This is a genomic window from Bifidobacterium sp. LH_413 (genome assembly GCF_056357015.1).
This window is the reverse complement of the sequence record NZ_JBKEVK010000003.1, coordinates 188,910-204,640: the sequence shown is the minus strand read 5'-3', so window position 1 is coordinate 204,640 and position 15,731 is coordinate 188,910. Positions and strand designations below refer to the sequence as shown.

Here is a 15,731-nt window from a genome sequence, read left to right as displayed (position 1 = left end):
TTCCACCGGCGCGACCGCTATGCGAACGTCGGGCGACGGGGTCTCATGCGAGGCCCGTCGCTTCAGCTGCGGCGTCAGCTGTGGTTGTCTCAGCTGTGGTTGCCGCGACGACGCGTGTGCTTGCGGATCAGGTACTCCTGGCAATCCACCAGCGGGCGTCCCTCCTCGTCCTTCGAGTGGCGCTCGTAGGAGCCGTCCGGCAACATATGCCAGCTGGAGGTGGAATCGGCCATCTGCAGGTCGATGTAGTCCAGCAGCTCCTGGATCTGCTCGGGTGCGGTGATGCGCACCAGCGCCTCGACACGACGGTCGAGGTTGCGGTGCATCAGATCGGCGGAGCCGATCCACACCTCCGGGCCGGACAGCGGGCCTTCGCCGATCTGCGGGCCGTCCGCGTTGCAGAACGCGTAGATACGGCTGTGCTCGAGGAAGCGGCCGAGGATCGAACGCACTCGGATGTTCTCGGACAGGCCGGGAACACCGGGCTTGAGCGAGCAGATGCCGCGCTCGACGATGTCGATCTTCACGCCCGCCTGCGAGGCGCGGTACAGGGCGTCGATGGTCTTCTCATCCACCACGGAGTTGACCTTGATCTTGATCCACGCCTCCTTGCCGGCGCGGGCGGCATCCTCCTCGCGGCGGATGCGCTGGATCAGGCCGGTGCGGATGGTGCGCGGCGCGACGAGCAGACGGTGGAAGCTCGACTTCGGCGCGTAGCCGGACAGCTGGTTGAACAGGCGGGTGAGGTCCTGGCCGACCACCGGGTCGCAGGTGAGCAGGCCCAGATCGGTGTAGATGCGGGCCGTCTTCGGGTTGTAGTTGCCGGTACCCACGTGGCAGTAGCGGCGCAGGCCGTCGGCCTCCTGACGCACCACCTCGATGAGCTTGCAGTGGGTCTTGAGGCCCACGATGCCGTACACGACGTGCACTCCGGCGCGTTCCAGCTTGCGCGCCCACGCGATGTTCGCGTCCTCGTCGAAGCGGGCCTTGATCTCGACCAGCGCCAGCACCTGCTTGCCGGCATGCGCCGCGTCGATCAGCGCGTCGATGATCGGCGAGTTGGAGCTGGTTCGGTAGAGCGTCTGCTTGATGGCCAGAACCTTAGGATCCGCAGCAGCCTGCGCCAGAAACGCCTGGACGGACGTGGAGAACGAGTCGTAGGGGTGGTGCAGCAGGATGTCACGCTCGCGGATCGCGGCGAAGATGTCCTGCGCGCGGCTCGACTCGACCTCGGCGATCTGACGGTTCGTGGTCGGGATGAACGGGCGGTTCTTGAGGTCCGGACGATCGATGCCGCCGAGCTCGAACAGCACGGTCATGTCGAGCGGTGCCGGCAGACGGTACACCTCCTCCGGCGTGACGCCGAGCTGGTCGGCGAGCAGCTGGGAGAGGAACGGGCTGGTCTGGTCGGAGATCTCGAGGCGGATCGGCGGTCCGAAGCGACGGCGGAGCAGTTCCTTCTCCATCGCGTTGAGCAAGTTCTCGGCGTCATCCTCTTCGACGTCGATGTCCTCGTTGCGGGTGACGCGGAAGGAACGGGCCTCCTTGATGATCATGCCCGGGAACAGGGATTCCAGGTGGGCGATGATGAGGTTCTCCATCGTGATGAACCCGTAGCGCTCCTCCTTGGACTCCTCGTCGGTCATGTCGTCGACCGGCACGAGTCGGTTGAGGTTGCCCGGGATCTTCACGCGTGCGAAGTGGGACTTGCCGGAAGCCGGGTTCTCGACGATCACGGCGAGGTTGATGGAGCCGCCGGAGATGTACGGGAACGGGTGGGCCGGGTCCACGGCGAGCGGGGTGAGCACGGGGAACACCTGCTGGCGGTAGTAGCGCGACAGGCGCTCCTGCTCGGCGGTGGTGAGCTTGTCCCAGCTGAGCAGCACGATGTGCTGTTCGGCGAGGGCCGGGAACAGCTCGTCGATCACGTAGTGGGCGTGCTCGTTCTGCAGCGCGTGCGCCTGCTCGCTGATCGAGCGCAGCAGCTGGCGCGGGCTCAGGCCGGCGGCGGAGGGCACGGCGATGCCCGAGTCGATGCGGCGCTTGAGACCGGCCACACGGACCATGAAGAACTCGTCGAGGTTGTTGGCGAAGATCGCCGCGAAGCTGGTGCGCTCCAGCAGCGGCTGGTCCTTGTCTTCGGCGAGTTCGAGGACGCGCTTGTTGAACTTGAGCCAGCTCAGCTCGCGGTCGAAGAAGCGGTCGGTCGGCAGCGGGGCCTCGCCTTCAAGGGTCTCGCGCCGATCGTTCTTGTCGGTTTCGGCGATGTGCTCTGCGATTTGGCTTCGCAGAATCGCTTTCGATGGTGCGTCAAAAATCTGTGCCATGATTGTCATCCTAGGCCTTGAGACGGTTGGGTTGTGGGTATACGCGCCAAAGTTCAACGCGAGTTCACATTTTGGGCGTCGCCCGGTGGGCGGGAGACGGTGCTGTGAGCGGTAACGCGTGGCCGGACGGCCGGCGGATGCCTCACAGCGCGAACGAGACGATGGCCGGTATCACGCCGATGAGCACGAACGCGGGCAGGAAGCACAGTCCGGTGGGCGCGAGCAGGCGCACCGAGAGCTCGGCCGCGGCCCGCTCGATGGCCGCGGCCTCGTCCCGGCCGTACCGCTCGATGGCGAGTTCCAGCCGTGCCGTCGGCGAGACGCCGTGCATCCACGCCTCGCCGAGGCAGTCGCGGACCGATTCGAGCGGCAGGCCTCCCGCACCCGCGCCGATCCATGCCTCATGCCAGGTCGCGCCGCGCGTGAGCGCATAGCCGGCCGCGCGCAGACACGTGGGCAGGTCCCGCGCCGGGCCGCGGCGCTTCGGTCCGTCATGTCGTGGTCCGTCACGCTTCGGTCCGCCGCGCCGTGTGCCGTCGCGCCTCGCCCGGTCACGCTCCGTATCGTCCTGCGCCGGGCGCTCGATCGCCTCGCCCACGGCAATCAATGCCCCCGGGATGGATGCGCCCTGCCTGAGCGCGGCATGGAGCATGGCGAGCGTGATCGGCAGGTCGGCGTCCGTGTCGCCTCCCGCATCGTCGAACGACGCCAACATCCGATGCGTCCACACCAGACCGGCCGCATACCACAATCCGCCCAATCCCAAGCACAGCAGTCCCTGCGGTGAGCCGAACAGGAACGCGACCGGTCGCGCTCCCAACAGCTCGCCGAGCGCCACGGTCACGGCCGGCAGTGCGGAAAGCAGCCGTATCGTCGCCTTCGGCATCGCGAACGTCTGCCGTTTCAGCTCGGCGGCGCGACGTGCCCGGCTCTGGTCCGAGGCCACCGCCTCCAGGCAGCGCGCCAGCTCGCATCCCGTACGTTCGCTCAACCGGCATGCCGCGGCGAGATGCCGTGCCGCCGTCGCGACGTCCGTTTCGGATTCGTCGTCCTTGGCGCGCACGCGCAGCACCGTCGCGGCGCGCGCGACGGTCACGCGCGGCGTCGCGAACCGTACGCCTCCCTGCTCTTCGAACGCTTCGACGGCGGTGCCGCCGCCTTTCACGCGCGCGATGACGGCGGCGATCGTCGCATCGATGCCGATGCGCGGCGGCGCGGCGGAAGCGACGACGCCGTTCCCAAGCCGTCCGCGAGTCCCGCGCGCTCGGTTCCGCGCGCCCGGCGGCATGACGGGGCGCACGATGGCGGGCATGACGATGGGCGCGATGGCGACGGCCGCCGCCGCTATCGCGAGAACCGCGATGAGCGGGCCGATGACGCCCGGCGCGATGCCGGCCGAGGCGATGATCGTGGTCGTCGTCATGGCAGCCTCCACCGGTCGGTGAAACGACGCCATTGCGGCGCATATGAGGGCTGGTCCGCGCCTGTCCACGTGGCCAGCGGCACTCCCGCGAGCGCGGCCGGGCGGACAGGGGTTCCGCCCGTCGCCGTGACGCCCGTCGCCATGCCGGTCGCGTCATCCGTCATCGCGTCATCCGTCATCGCGCCGTTCGTCATCGCGCCGCCCGCCGTCCCGCCCAACAGGCCGATCTGCGCGATGCGGCGTCGTCCGTCGACGCGTTCCAGGTGCAGGACCGCGTCGAACGCGTCACGGGCGAGCATGGCCGTCGCCTCGGGGGCGAGACCCGCCAACAGGCCGAGCGCAATCAGACGCGACGGCACGCGCGCGACGCTGTCGGCGTGCAGCGTGGTCATGCCGCCATGGTGGCCGGAATTGTAGGCGCGCAGCAGGTCGGCGATTTCCTCGCCGCGGCATTCTCCCAGCACCACGCGGTCGGGGCGCATGCGCAGCGTCGCCTTCACCAGTTCCGGCAATCCGACCGCGCCGGCGCCCTCCACGTTCGCCTCACGCGTGACCATCGACACGTGATCGTCGAGCGGCAGGACGCCCAGCTCGCGCACCTCCTCCACGGTGACGATGCGTTCCGCCGGGTCGCATTCGGCGAGCAGCGCCTTGAGCAGCGTGGTCTTGCCGGCGCCGGTGCCGCCGGTGAGGAGCAGCGTGGCGCGTCGCGCGACCAGACCGCGCAGCACGGGCAGCCAAGGCGCGGGAAACAATCCACGGCGGCACAGGTCCGTGAGCGTGGACGCCGTGCGGTCCGGCAGACGGATTGACAGGGACGCGCCATACGGCACGATCGGCGGAATCACGGCGTGCACACGGATGCCGCCGCCGCTGGAAGCATCGGCGATGGGGCACGCGTCGTCGAGACGGCGGCCGAGTTGCGCGCACAGGCGCACCGCGTAGTCGCGCACGGTCCGCGCATCGCGGAACGGTATGCGCGGCCGGCGCTCGCGCATGCCGTTTCCGTCGTCCGCCCAGACGCGTCCGTCGCAGGTCACCGCCACGTCGGTGACGCGCGGATCGCGCACGATGGAGTCGAGCGGCCCGAACGCGATCGCCGTGACGTCCGTCATCGCGTCCGTCATCGCGCCCGCCATATGGTTTCCGCTCATGATGGCCTCCGTTCCCCGTCCGCCGCACGGTTTCCTCCCGGCGCGCGGATGCCGGCGGCCGCGAGGATGCCGTCGGCTAACGCGTCGACCACGCGCCGGTTGCGTTTCGGCACCGTGCGGATGCCCAACCCCGCGAGCATGTCCGCGCACAACGCCGGTGCGCAGCGTACGGGGCCGAGCATGTCCTCGCCGATATAGGCGACCGCCTCCGCCACCGCGACCGACGAGGAGGCCTTGGATCGGGCCGGTCCGCGCGGCTCGACGCCGACGACGAGCGGCTGGGGAGGCACGGCTCCCGTCGTGCCGGCGCTCCCGGTCGTGCCGCCTCTGCCGCCGCGCATGGCGTCACGCAGCCGGTCGAGCATGGCGAGATGCGATTTCGCGCGGGCCATGCCCAGCACGGACAGGTCGACGGCCACCACCTGATGCGCGGCGGCGAATCGGGGCATGCGCGGGATGACCGTGCCCCGGCCCGCATCCACCATCACGATGTCGTTCGCTTCGGCCAGCGCGTCCGCCGCGGCCTCGAGCTCCCACCATTCCGGATTCCCGCCCCGCCACGGCGTATGGGCGAGCACGCGTATGCCCTCCCAGGCGGGGAGTTCGTGGTTCAACGCCGATCCCTCGATATGCCCGAGCGGTGCGTCGAGATCCTGCAGGGTGAGGCCGGGCTCGTGCTCGATACCGAGCAGCACGCCGAGCCCGCCGCCATCCAGATCGGCGTCGAGCAGCGCGCAGTCGACGCCGCGTCCGTCCAGCGCCAATCCGGTGAGCGCCATGAGCGTGCTCGTGCCGATGCCGCCGCTGGGCGAGGTGAACACGACGAGATTGCCCGGGGGCGAGGTCTCCGGGAGCGGGCATGGTACGGACGGCTTGGCGCGATGTACCGTCGCGATCGCGCCCCGACGAGACATGAGGCGTTGCGGCGTCGCCTTTCGTCTGGGGCCCACGGCCTTGGACGCGCCTTTGCGCCGTCGCCGGTCGGGTGGCGTGGAAGCGGCGGACTGCGGTGGTGCCGGCGTAACCGGAGCCGGTACCGTCACGGTCGGGACCGGCACCGGCGTCGGCGCGAGCGTGGATTGCGGAAGGGCGTAGTGGCGCCGTGGCGTCGGCCCATGCGCCGTGGTCACGATTCGCGGCGTGGCCGGGCCGCGTCGGGGCAGGGCGACGGACGGCGGGTCGGCCGGCATCGGGATGGCCGGCGTCGGCGCGGCCGGAGGAGCGGCCGATGAGGCGGTCGATGGAACGGGCGATGGGACGACGGCGGACGACGCGATGTCGGCGTGAATCGTCCGGTCATCCATCGGCGGCGGTATCGATGGCGATGGCGTGAGTGGTGCTGGCGTGTTCATGATTCGATTGAAGCGGTGTGGGCGGGTGCCGGGCAAGCCGTGCGGGGTGATGTGGTCGGAGCCCATGGTTTACCCGCGTAAACCGCCGGATTGTCCACCGTGTTCCGGCAGGTTGTCCACAACCGCCGACGGGTTGTCCACAATCGGGGGTTTCGTCGTCCGGATGGTGACGGTCCCTCGTATCGGTCAGGCGGCGGCCGGATGCCAATCGGACAGCGCTCGGCGCCAATTGGGCGACACGCCGCGATGACGTCCGAAACGCACGCAATGGCACAGAACGCCGGCGAAAAACGAACAGGAAACGCCAAAAAAGCGTTTTTCCGACGGTCGAACGACCAATTGCGCAAAGAAACGCACAACGCCCTTTCCCAGGTTGCGTGGTGCCGCCCGCACGCCTAGATTATGAACTACAAGGAAAACCGAACAGAGCAGAGCCCACAAAGAGTAATGGTCACGAGGACTGATACGTTGGACGGGCATTGGAAAGACTTACCGTTGCAACGATGATGTTGTGCTGAGATTCTGCTCCTAGGTTGGACTTGTGGAAAAGGCCCGCTTCGGCGGGCCTTTTCGTTTGTCCGAGCCTGGTTCCGTATGTATGTATCCCTGCATGTTTCGGAATCGGGGGTTATCGGCGGAAGCCGGTGATATCACGTGCCGTGTTATCCACAACGATGTGGATGACACGCCCGGGATGTGGAAAACCAGGGGGTACTGACCACATGCCCCGGAATCCGTTGCGAGTTCCGGCACCCATCGCGCACAGTGGAACGACCGATCGGTCCATAACTCAATATCGTGCCTCCTCCGGCGTCGTCGCCGACCTTCATCGCCAACCCCTATGGCAGCTGCCACCCCATTCTCCATCCGATTTCCCGCCAACCGGCGAACATCCACATCCATACCAACCCCCACCACCCACCATCCTCAAGGAAAGGAACTCCCATGAACACCGTCATCCCCGTCAACGGCGAAGGGCGGGCCGGCATCTTCACCCATGCCCGCGAGCGCGCCGAACGCCTGCGCGAAACGTGCCGCGCCCGACTGTGCGTGATGGACGCGCGCATGCGCACGCTCGCCGCAGAGCCCGAGGAGGGGGCCGCCACCGCCGAATACGCGGTCGTGCTGGTCGCCGCCACCGGTTTCGCCGCCCTGCTCGTCGCCATCCTCAAATCCGATGCCGTGCGCAAGATGCTGCTCGACATCGTCAAGAAGGCGCTGATGATGGGAGGCTGATCGCCATGACCGCACGCTATATGCGGCGTCGGGCCAGACGCCCGCCGCATGCCGATCCCGGCGCGGTCACCGCGGAATTCGCCACGGTGCTGCCCGCCGTCGTGGCGCTCGCGCTGCTGCTGCTCGCGCTTGCCCGCACGGTGATGGTGTCCATCGGATGCCAGGACGCCGCTTCGGCCGCCGCGCGCACGGCGGTCACGGCCGGCGACGACGCCGATCCCTCGGCCGTCGCCCACGCCGTCGGCGGTGGTGGCATCACGGTGAACGTGAGCCGCGCCGGTGATCGGGTGACCGTGACGACGCATTGCCCGGTGATCCCCGATCCGATGGGCGTGCTGCCCACCCGGGTCGAGGGCCGGGCCGTGGGGGTGATCACATGAGCCGCGCCGCGATCGGACATGCCGACGAGGGATCCGGCACGATGGCCGGCATCGCGCTCATCATGCTCGTCGCCGTGCTGCTGACCGCCGCCGCCTCGGCCGGCCACCTGCTGGTGCGTCGCGCCGTCGGCCGGTCCGCCGCCGACCTGGCCGCGTTGTCCGCGGCGGTCGGGCGGAACGTCGGCGGCGGCGAGCCGTGCGCCGTCGCCGCCACCGTCACGACGGCGCACGCCGGCCGCCTCGCCTCCTGCGAGGTCGGCGGCGAGGACGGCGGCGACGTGACGGTGCGCGTCGCGCTCGCCACCGACGTGCCGTTCATGCCAGAGATCACGGTCGACGCGCGCGCCGGACCGGTGCCGTGCGACGGCTGACCGCCATCGTTTCATCGGCACTGGCGGTTCCGCCGGCTTTCCGGTTATCGTGAAGGCATGACGGAGAGCAAGGATTACGGCGTGGTCGCGATGGTCGGCAACCCCGCGTCCGACAAGGGCAAGGGGACCGCGGTCGGTGAGCGCGTGCGCGGGCTGTTGGCCGCAGCCGGCGAACGGTACGGGTTCGACGTGATCGACCTGACCGGCGACGGTTTCGACGATTCCCTCGCCAACGCGCGCGGGCGTATCGCCGACTATGACCATCTCGTCGTGGTCGGCGGCGACGGCATGATCGCCCTCGGCGCGAACGCCGTCGGTTCCAGCGGCAAGCCGCTCGGCATCGTCGCCACCGGATCGGGCAACGATTTCGCCCGTGGCCTGAGGCTGCCGGTGAACCGTGTGGATACCGCGGTGGAGGGCATCGTCGGCGCCATCGTGCGCGGTTCGCACATCGACGTGGATATGGGGCGGGTGACGGCGCTGGCCGGTGCCGTCGCGACCGACCCGACCACCGGCGAGGAGGTGGAGCCGTCTAGCGAGGCGCGTGCCGGAACGGCGTCCGCGTTCGACCGCTACTATGCGGGCATGCTGTCGTGCGGATTGGATGCGAGCATCAACGACCGGGCCAACCGTTCGCGGCTGCCGGGCGGTTCGCTGCGCTACTTCGCCGCCGTGCTCGTGGAGGTTGCGCATCTCGAACGGTACGGCTACCACGTGAAGGCCACGTTGGCGGACGGCTCGGTGGAGGAGCGGGACATCGTCTCGCCGATGCTCACCGTGGCGAATTCGCGGCATATCGGCGGCGGGCTGGAGGTCTCCCCGTATTCGCGGCTCGATGACGGTCTGCTCGACCTGATCTGGATCGACCACATGCCGAATGTGGTGGAGATCGCCGATGCGATCTCGAAGGGCTACAACGGCAAGCTGCTCGGCTCGAAGGTGTTCGGCTGGAAGCGTGTGCGCGACGTCGAGATCACGCGTGCGGGGGAGGGCGTCGAGCCGCCCGTGCTCATGGCTGACGGCGAGTACGTCGGCCGGCTGCCGGTCGCGGTGCGGGCGTGCGGCCATGCGTTGCGCGTGCTCGTGCCTCCCGCCGTCGCCCGGCTGCAGGAACGCGAGCATGGCGAGGACCGTGTGCTCGCCATGCTTGGGCGCGACGGCCGCGACCCGGTCACCGGCGCGTTCGTCTAGTCCGTGCCGATGTATTCGGTGAGGTGCAGGGTCTGCGCGAGCAGGCTCTTCACCGTCTCGTCCGGCGTCTCCGGGTGCGAGCGCAGCAGCGAGATGAGGCCCACGATCAGCGTGAAGAACGTCTCGTGCACGTTGCTGATCGGCAGCCCGTGGAGCGCTTCGAAATCGCGTACGGTGGTCCGTTCGAACATGTCGGCGATGCGGTCGGCGATGCGGTCGATGAACCGGATGTACAGTTCGGCGTTGCCCTCGTGGATCATGCGTGCGGAGAACGGGCTCTCGTCCGCGATCAGCGCGCGGGTGAGGCGCACGATGTCGTCGAGCGCCTTGCCGATGTTGCCGGGTTCGCGGGACGCGTCCCAGACGGCCAGCTTGGTCAGGATGTCTTCGACCACGTCGTCGAGGACGGCGTCCGCCACCGCGTCCTTGTCGGGGAAATAGTGGTAGAACAGCGATCTGGTCATGTGCACGCGTCCGGCGATGTCGCTCACGGTGATCTTGGAGAAGCCCTTCTCCAAGCAGATCTCCCGTGCCGCGCGCACAATCGCGAGCCGTCTCGCGTCACCTTTGACCGTCATTGTTGACGTCGTGTCAATGCCCATATGCCCAGTGTATGCGCGGCGGGACGGCGGACACGCGCGGTCGCCGCGGCCGTGTGCGACCCCGTGCGCGGCGTCCCGTCCGGCATCGCGCGTGCGATGCGTAGTCGCACGTGCGCCGGTTGGGATAGATTAGAGGGCAGTGCAATGGACGTCCGGGCGGGCAGCGGCCCGCGGAATCCGGCGCGGGCCCGCGTTCCGGACGATCCGATGGAAAGAAAGTAGGAACCAGCGATGGCTTTGGCGCTGTACCGCCGTTATCGACCCGACACCTTCGCGGGGGTGATCGGCCAGGACCAGGTCACGGTCCCGCTCATGCGCGCCCTCGACGAGGGCAAGCTCACGCACGCCTACCTGTTCTCCGGCCCGCGAGGTTGCGGCAAGACCAGTTCGGCGCGCATCCTCGCCCGATGCGTGAACTGCGCGAAGGGCCCCACCTCGCATCCGTGCGGCGAATGCGAATCCTGCAAGGACCTCGCCACCGGCGGTCCCGGCTCCATCGACGTGGTGGAGATCGACGCCGCCTCGCACAACGGCGTGGACGACGCCCGTGAACTGCGCGAACGCGCCGGCTTCGCCCCCGCTCGCGACCGCTACAAGATCTTCATTCTCGACGAGGCCCACATGGTCACGCCGCAGGGCTTCAACGCGCTCCTCAAGATCGTGGAGGAGCCGCCGGAGCACGTCATGTTCATCTTCGCGACGACCGAACCGGACAAGGTAATCGGCACGATCCGCTCGCGTACCCACCATTACCCGTTCCGCCTCGTCCCCGCCGAAGTGATGGGGCCGTACCTGGAGGAGATCTGCGCCAAGGAGCACATCACGGCCGAGCCGGGCGTGCTCAAGCTGGCGATGCGCGCCGGCGGCGGTTCCGTGCGCGACACCCTGTCCGTGCTGGACCAGCTCATGGTCGGCGCGGTGGACGGCGTGATCACGCACGACGCGTCCGTGGCGCTGCTCGGCTTCACGCCGGAGGCGCTGATCGGCGAGGCCGTCGACGCGGTGATCGACGCGAGCGGCGAGAAGCTGTACGGCGTGATCCAGAAGGTCGTGGTCGGCGGATTCGACCCGCGCCGGTTCGTCGAGGATCTGCTCGCCCGCGTGCGCGACCTGCTCGTACTCACCCTGGCCGGCGACCGTGCGGAGAACGTGCTCTCCGACACCGCCGAGGCGGAGGACATGGACGACCTGCACCGTCAGGCGGCGGCGCTCGGACTGTCGCAACTCACCGCGATGGCGGACATCATCAACGCGACGCTCGGGCAGATGACCGGCGCGATCTCGCCGCGCATGCGACTGGAACTGCTGGCCGCGCGCCTGCTCGCCGGCCGTGAGAACGGATTCGCCACGTCGGTCGCCGGTGCGACGGGTGCCGGTGCGCCGCCCGCATCCGGCGTCGCGTCCGGTTCCGGCGCTCATACGGGCGGTACCGCCGCAGGTACCGCGACGGGTGCGCGCGTCGGTTTCGCCGGCGCGACGACCGGAACGCACGGCGTCGGTTTCGCTGGCGCATCCCGCAACCAGCATCACGAAACCGCCGCCTCTGCACAGGGCGGCGGTTCCCCGCGTCCCCATGAACGTGGGGGAGCCGTCGCGCACGGCGCGACCGAGGGGGAGGCGGCCCAGCCCTCCTCGACGACGGCCGTCGCGGCCTCGCCGGAGACGGCGCCGGCGCAACCCTCCGCCCCCGCCCAGCCCGACACCCGCACCCCCGAACAGAAGTGGGACGCGATGCTCGCCGCCCTCCCCGAGGACGTGCGCCGCTACGTGTCGCGTGACAAGGTGCGCATCAAGTTCGTCGCCGCATACCCGAAGACGGGCCGCCCGCGCGTGTGGATGCGGTTCGACACCGCGCTGAGTAAGTACGCGTTCGCGCTCGCCGTCGCCTCCGAGCCGGTGGACGGTACGAACAAGGTGGTCTCGATCGTGCGCGGCGAAGTGCGCAAGGTGTTCGGAGACCAGACCGACATCGCGCCGACGCCCAGCACGGACGACGGCCAGAAGACGCCGCCGTTCAGCAAGTTGCCGCAGGGCGAGCAGCAGAGGATCAAGGCCCAGCTGCTGCAGGAGAACCTGCAGGCGGCGGCCGCCAAGGCGCAATCCGGCGAAGCGAACGCCGTCGCCGCCAAGGAAGGCGCGCGCGAACAGTCCGCGGCGCCGTCCGCGGCGGCATCCGGCCAGTCGGAGGACGATGACAGTCACCGAGCTGTACCGTCCGGTCCGTCCGGTGCTGGTGCGGCATCGGACGGCTCCGCGCCGGCGAGCGACGATCCGTGGGCCCAGCCGGTGTCCGCGTCACCGGACGACGATCCCTGGGCGCACCCGATGCCGAAACGGGAATCCCCCGCGCAATCCCGGACGCAGGAGCCGGAACACCATCGCAAACAGGTGGCGGTGCCCGACCTGAGCGACGACACGGATCCGTGGGCGCAACCCGCGCCCGCCGCGTCCGTGTCGCCCGAGCGGCGCGCGGGCGACGGCGTGAAATCCGCGAATACGCCGGATCCCGCCGACCCGTGGAACACCGCCGCCGACCCGTGGAACACACCGCTGCCGGCGAACGGCGGTGCCGCGTTCGGTGGCGGGAACGCCGCGGCCGCTGGAAACGGTGATGATCGTGGCGCGAACGGGAACCGGCCTGCTGGCCCCGGCGCGGGACCGCGCGTCTCGCGGGCCATGGCGCCGGAGCCGGTCGAGCCGGACGACCCGTGGAAGGACGTGCCGCCGCCCGCGGAACCCGATGACCCGTGGAACGCGCCTTCGCCCGCCTCCACGCCGCGGCCCCAGTCGCAGCCGCAGCCCGGACCGGTTGCCCGGGCGAACGACCCGTGGAACATGCCGCCGGCGCAATCCACCGGGCCCGTGAAACCGCAGGTCGACGCGGACGAAGACGAATATTCGATGGACGACGAATCGCTCGGCAGCGCCGTGGCGATGAACCGCGACGAGCTGCGCAGGCTGTTCGAAGTGAAGAAGGTCGAGACGTTCGCTGCCGACGACCCGCGCAACCCGCGCAACATGCACGCCGCGCCCAAGCACGACGAGTAGATGACGGAAGGAAGACGACCACATGGCATTGGCGTATGACGGCGCGATTCAGCGTCTCATCGACGCGTTTAACAAGCTGCCCGGCATCGGGCCGAAAGGCGCGCAGCGCATCGCGTTCCACCTGCTCAGCGCCGACGAGCAGGAGGCCGCCGACCTGGCCGACGCGATCACCGAGGTGAAGGCGAAGGTGCGGTTCTGCGATGTGTGCGGCAACGTATGCGAGTCGAGCCCCTGCCCGGTGTGCGCCGATCCGCGCCGTGACCACACCGTCATCTGCGTGGTCGAGGAGCCGAAGGACGTGATGAGCATCGAACGCACGCGCGAGTACCGCGGCCTCTACCACGTGCTCGGCGGCGCCATCAACCCGATGGCGAACGTGGGGCCTGGCGACTTGAACATCGCGAAACTGCTGGAACGGTTGAAGGACGACACGGTCAAGGAGGTCATCCTCGCGCTCGACCCGAACATCGAGGGCGAGGCGACCACCACGTATCTGAGCCGGCTGCTCTCGCCGCTCGGCATCAAGGTGACGCGTCTCGCCAGCGGCCTGCCCGTCGGCTCCGACCTCGAATACGCCGACGAGATTACGCTCGGCCGGGCCCTCGCCGGCCGCCGCGAGGCGTAGCGGCGGCAAACGGGCCAGGAACGAACGAAAGGGTCCGGCGGATGCGTCCGCCGGACCCTTTCGAGAAGGAGAGAGAGGAAGAAGAAAGAGGATTTTCAGTTATGGTTATGGGGCCGGGAAGAAGGGGTACGGCCTCACCGGTTCGCTTTCGTCCGCCCGATGGTCTGTTCCGTCGTGGCGGTCTGTCGTTCGCCGGTGATTCATATGTAACCGCGTGAACCTCCAAGCGACGATGCGGAAGCCCGGGAAAGCCGATGCGATTCGCTGGGAAAACCCTGCGAATCGCGTATCGGCGATGGGTGCCGGTGGCGGGCATCGGCGATGGCATTGGCGGCAAGCGCCGGCCGCAATCCCAGCGCGCCGTGAAAGCGGTGGATATGTACCGCACTCGATACGGGAATCTATACTGTGGCCTATGGCTGAGGAACCTTGGAACGACGAACCGCATGACGACGGCGACGCCGGTTTCACGCCTCCCGAAGAGGACTTCGGCGGCGCGGACGGCGGCTTCGACGAGCCTGCGGACGGTGCGCCCGCAGATCGCCCGTACGGCGACGACGCGCCCGCGGACCGCCCCTACCGTGGCGGCGACCGTGGCGGCCGCACGCGCACGGGCCGCGGGAACGGTCGCGGCGGGTACGTGCCTGGCGCGACCGGCACGCCGGTGAGGGACGCCCTGTTCGACCGCGTGCCCCCGCATGACGACGACGCGGAGATGGCCGTGCTCGGCGGCATGCTCATGAGCAAGGACGCCATCGGCGAGGTCTCGCAGATGATCGAGGTCACCGACTTCTACCAGCCGAAGCATCAGACCATCTACGAGGCGATCATCAACCTGTTCTCCGCCTCGCAGCCCGTCGACGCGGTGCTCGTGGCGAACGAGCTGCTCAAAAGCGGCGACCTGGAGAAGGTGGGCGGCGCCGACTACCTCCATTCGCTCGTCGCCTCCGTGCCCACCGCGGCGAACGCCACGTACTATGCGGAGATCGTGCACCAGCGCGCGATCCTCAGGAACGTGATCGCCGCCGGCACCAAGATCGCGCAGCTCGGCTACTCCGCCGAAGGCTCGCAGGCGGAGGACGTCGTCAACCTCGCGCAGGCCGAAGTGTACGAGATGAGCGTCGGCAAGGTGCGCCAGGACTACGCCGCGATCGGCCCTGTCGTGCACGACGCGCTCGACCAGCTCGACAAGCTCCAGCAGGGACTCGTCAACAAGGGCGTGCCCACCGGATTCCGCGACATCGACGACCTCACGCAGGGCCTCCAGCCCGGCCAGATGGTCGTCGTCGCCGGCCGCCCGGCCATGGGCAAGTCGACGCTCGGCATCGACTTCGCCCGCGCCGCCGCCCTCCACCACCACATGACCACCATCGTGTTCAGCCTCGAGATGAGCAAGGTGGAGCTCGCCCAGCGCATCATCTCCGCCGAGACGAACATCCCGCTCGGAGCCCTGCGCCGCGCCGACGAGATCACGCCGGAACGCTGGAACACGCTGAACGGCTTCTGGTCGAAGCTCGACGACGCCCCGCTGTTCATTGACGATTCGCCGAACATGAGCCTCATGGAGATTCGCGCGAAATGCCGCCGTCTCAAACAGACCAACGACCTGAAGCTCGTCGTCATCGACTACCTGCAGCTCATGACCTCCGGCAAACAGGTCGAAAGCCGCCAGCAGGAGGTCTCCGAATTCTCCCGCGCGCTGAAGCTCCTCGCCAAGGAGCTGGAGGTGCCGGTCGTGGCGCTCTCCCAGCTGAACCGAGGGCCCGAGATGCGCAACGACAAGAAGCCGCAGCTCTCCGACCTGCGTGAATCCGGATCGATCGAGCAGGACGCCGACGTGGTGTTCCTCGTGCACCGACCGGACTTCTACGACAAGGAGGACCGGCCGGGCGAGGCCGACATCATCATGGCGAAGCACCGCAACGGACCGACCGAGACCTTCCACCTGGCGTTCCTCGGCGCCACATCGAAATTCAAGGACATGCCGCAGGACTACAACTCCGGCGGACAGGGGGTATGAGA

The 15,731-nt window shown here is 68.7% G+C and carries 12 protein-coding genes; 7 read left to right on the top strand and 5 right to left on the bottom strand.

Features of this window, described 5'->3' with window-relative positions:
* Positions 1–89: 89 nt before the first annotated feature.
* The 4 genes from AC1AYN_RS06950 to AC1AYN_RS06935 form a co-directional block, all read right to left on the bottom strand.
* On the bottom strand, positions 90–2,327 hold the full coding sequence (locus AC1AYN_RS06950) for an RNA degradosome polyphosphate kinase (protein ID WP_476502671.1): 2,238 nt from the start codon (positions 2,325–2,327) through the stop codon (positions 90–92).
* Positions 2,328–2,469: 142 nt separating this feature from the next.
* Positions 2,470–3,750, bottom strand: coding sequence for a type II secretion system F family protein (locus tag AC1AYN_RS06945; protein ID WP_476532709.1), 1,281 nt, complete (start codon positions 3,748–3,750; stop codon positions 2,470–2,472).
* The gene (locus tag AC1AYN_RS06940) at positions 3,747–4,865 is read right to left on the bottom strand and encodes a CpaF family protein (RefSeq protein ID WP_476532741.1); all 1,119 of its coding nucleotides are present in this window, start codon (positions 4,863–4,865) and stop codon (positions 3,747–3,749) included. Before AC1AYN_RS06940 ends, AC1AYN_RS06945 begins: the two co-directional genes overlap by 4 nt.
* 35 nt (positions 4,866–4,900) lie before the next feature.
* On the bottom strand, positions 4,901–5,854 hold the full coding sequence (locus AC1AYN_RS06935) for a hypothetical protein (protein ID WP_476532708.1): 954 nt from the start codon (positions 5,852–5,854) through the stop codon (positions 4,901–4,903).
* Positions 5,855–7,201: 1,347 nt separating this feature from the next.
* On the opposite strand from AC1AYN_RS06935, the gene AC1AYN_RS06930 reads away from it, so the two are divergent.
* From AC1AYN_RS06930 to AC1AYN_RS06915, 4 genes are read left to right on the top strand one after another with little or no spacing between them, the layout of a single operon-like run.
* Entirely contained in the window at positions 7,202–7,492 is a 291-nt protein-coding gene (locus AC1AYN_RS06930; protein ID WP_476502668.1) for a DUF4244 domain-containing protein, read from the top strand.
* A gap of 5 nt (positions 7,493–7,497) precedes the next feature.
* A complete protein-coding gene (locus AC1AYN_RS06925; protein ID WP_476532707.1) occupies positions 7,498–7,872 on the top strand; it encodes a TadE family type IV pilus minor pilin in 375 nt (124 codons plus the stop codon).
* Entirely contained in the window at positions 7,869–8,243 is a 375-nt protein-coding gene (locus tag AC1AYN_RS06920) for an Rv3654c family TadE-like protein (protein ID WP_476532706.1), read from the top strand. The genes AC1AYN_RS06925 and AC1AYN_RS06920 overlap by 4 nt, the downstream gene beginning before the upstream one ends.
* A gap of 57 nt (positions 8,244–8,300) precedes the next feature.
* Positions 8,301–9,434 carry a diacylglycerol/lipid kinase family protein gene (locus tag AC1AYN_RS06915; protein ID WP_476532705.1) on the top strand — a complete coding sequence of 378 codons (1,134 nt, stop codon included), beginning with the start codon at positions 8,301–8,303 and terminating at the stop codon, positions 9,432–9,434.
* On the opposite strand, the gene AC1AYN_RS06910 is transcribed toward AC1AYN_RS06915, so the two are convergent.
* Complete coding sequence (locus AC1AYN_RS06910; RefSeq protein WP_476502664.1) at positions 9,431–10,012, bottom strand: TetR/AcrR family transcriptional regulator; 582 nt, start codon at positions 10,010–10,012, stop codon at positions 9,431–9,433. The two genes, AC1AYN_RS06915 and AC1AYN_RS06910, sit on opposite strands and share 4 nt — an antisense overlap.
* A 255-nt stretch (positions 10,013–10,267) precedes the next feature.
* On the opposite strand from AC1AYN_RS06910, the gene AC1AYN_RS06905 reads away from it, so the two are divergent.
* The 3 genes from AC1AYN_RS06905 (at position 10,268) to dnaB (ending at position 15,729) form a co-directional block, all read left to right on the top strand.
* Positions 10,268–13,084: a DNA polymerase III subunit gamma and tau gene (locus AC1AYN_RS06905; RefSeq protein WP_476532704.1), complete on the top strand. Its 2,817-nt coding sequence runs from the start codon at positions 10,268–10,270 to the stop codon at positions 13,082–13,084.
* 22 nt (positions 13,085–13,106) lie between these two features.
* Positions 13,107–13,709, top strand: coding sequence for a recombination mediator RecR (recR, locus tag AC1AYN_RS06900; protein WP_476532703.1), 603 nt, complete (start codon positions 13,107–13,109; stop codon positions 13,707–13,709).
* Between the two features lie 415 nt (positions 13,710–14,124).
* The gene (dnaB, locus tag AC1AYN_RS06895; RefSeq protein ID WP_476502661.1) at positions 14,125–15,729 is read left to right on the top strand and encodes a replicative DNA helicase; all 1,605 of its coding nucleotides are present in this window, start codon (positions 14,125–14,127) and stop codon (positions 15,727–15,729) included.
* Positions 15,730–15,731: the final 2 nt, after the last annotated feature.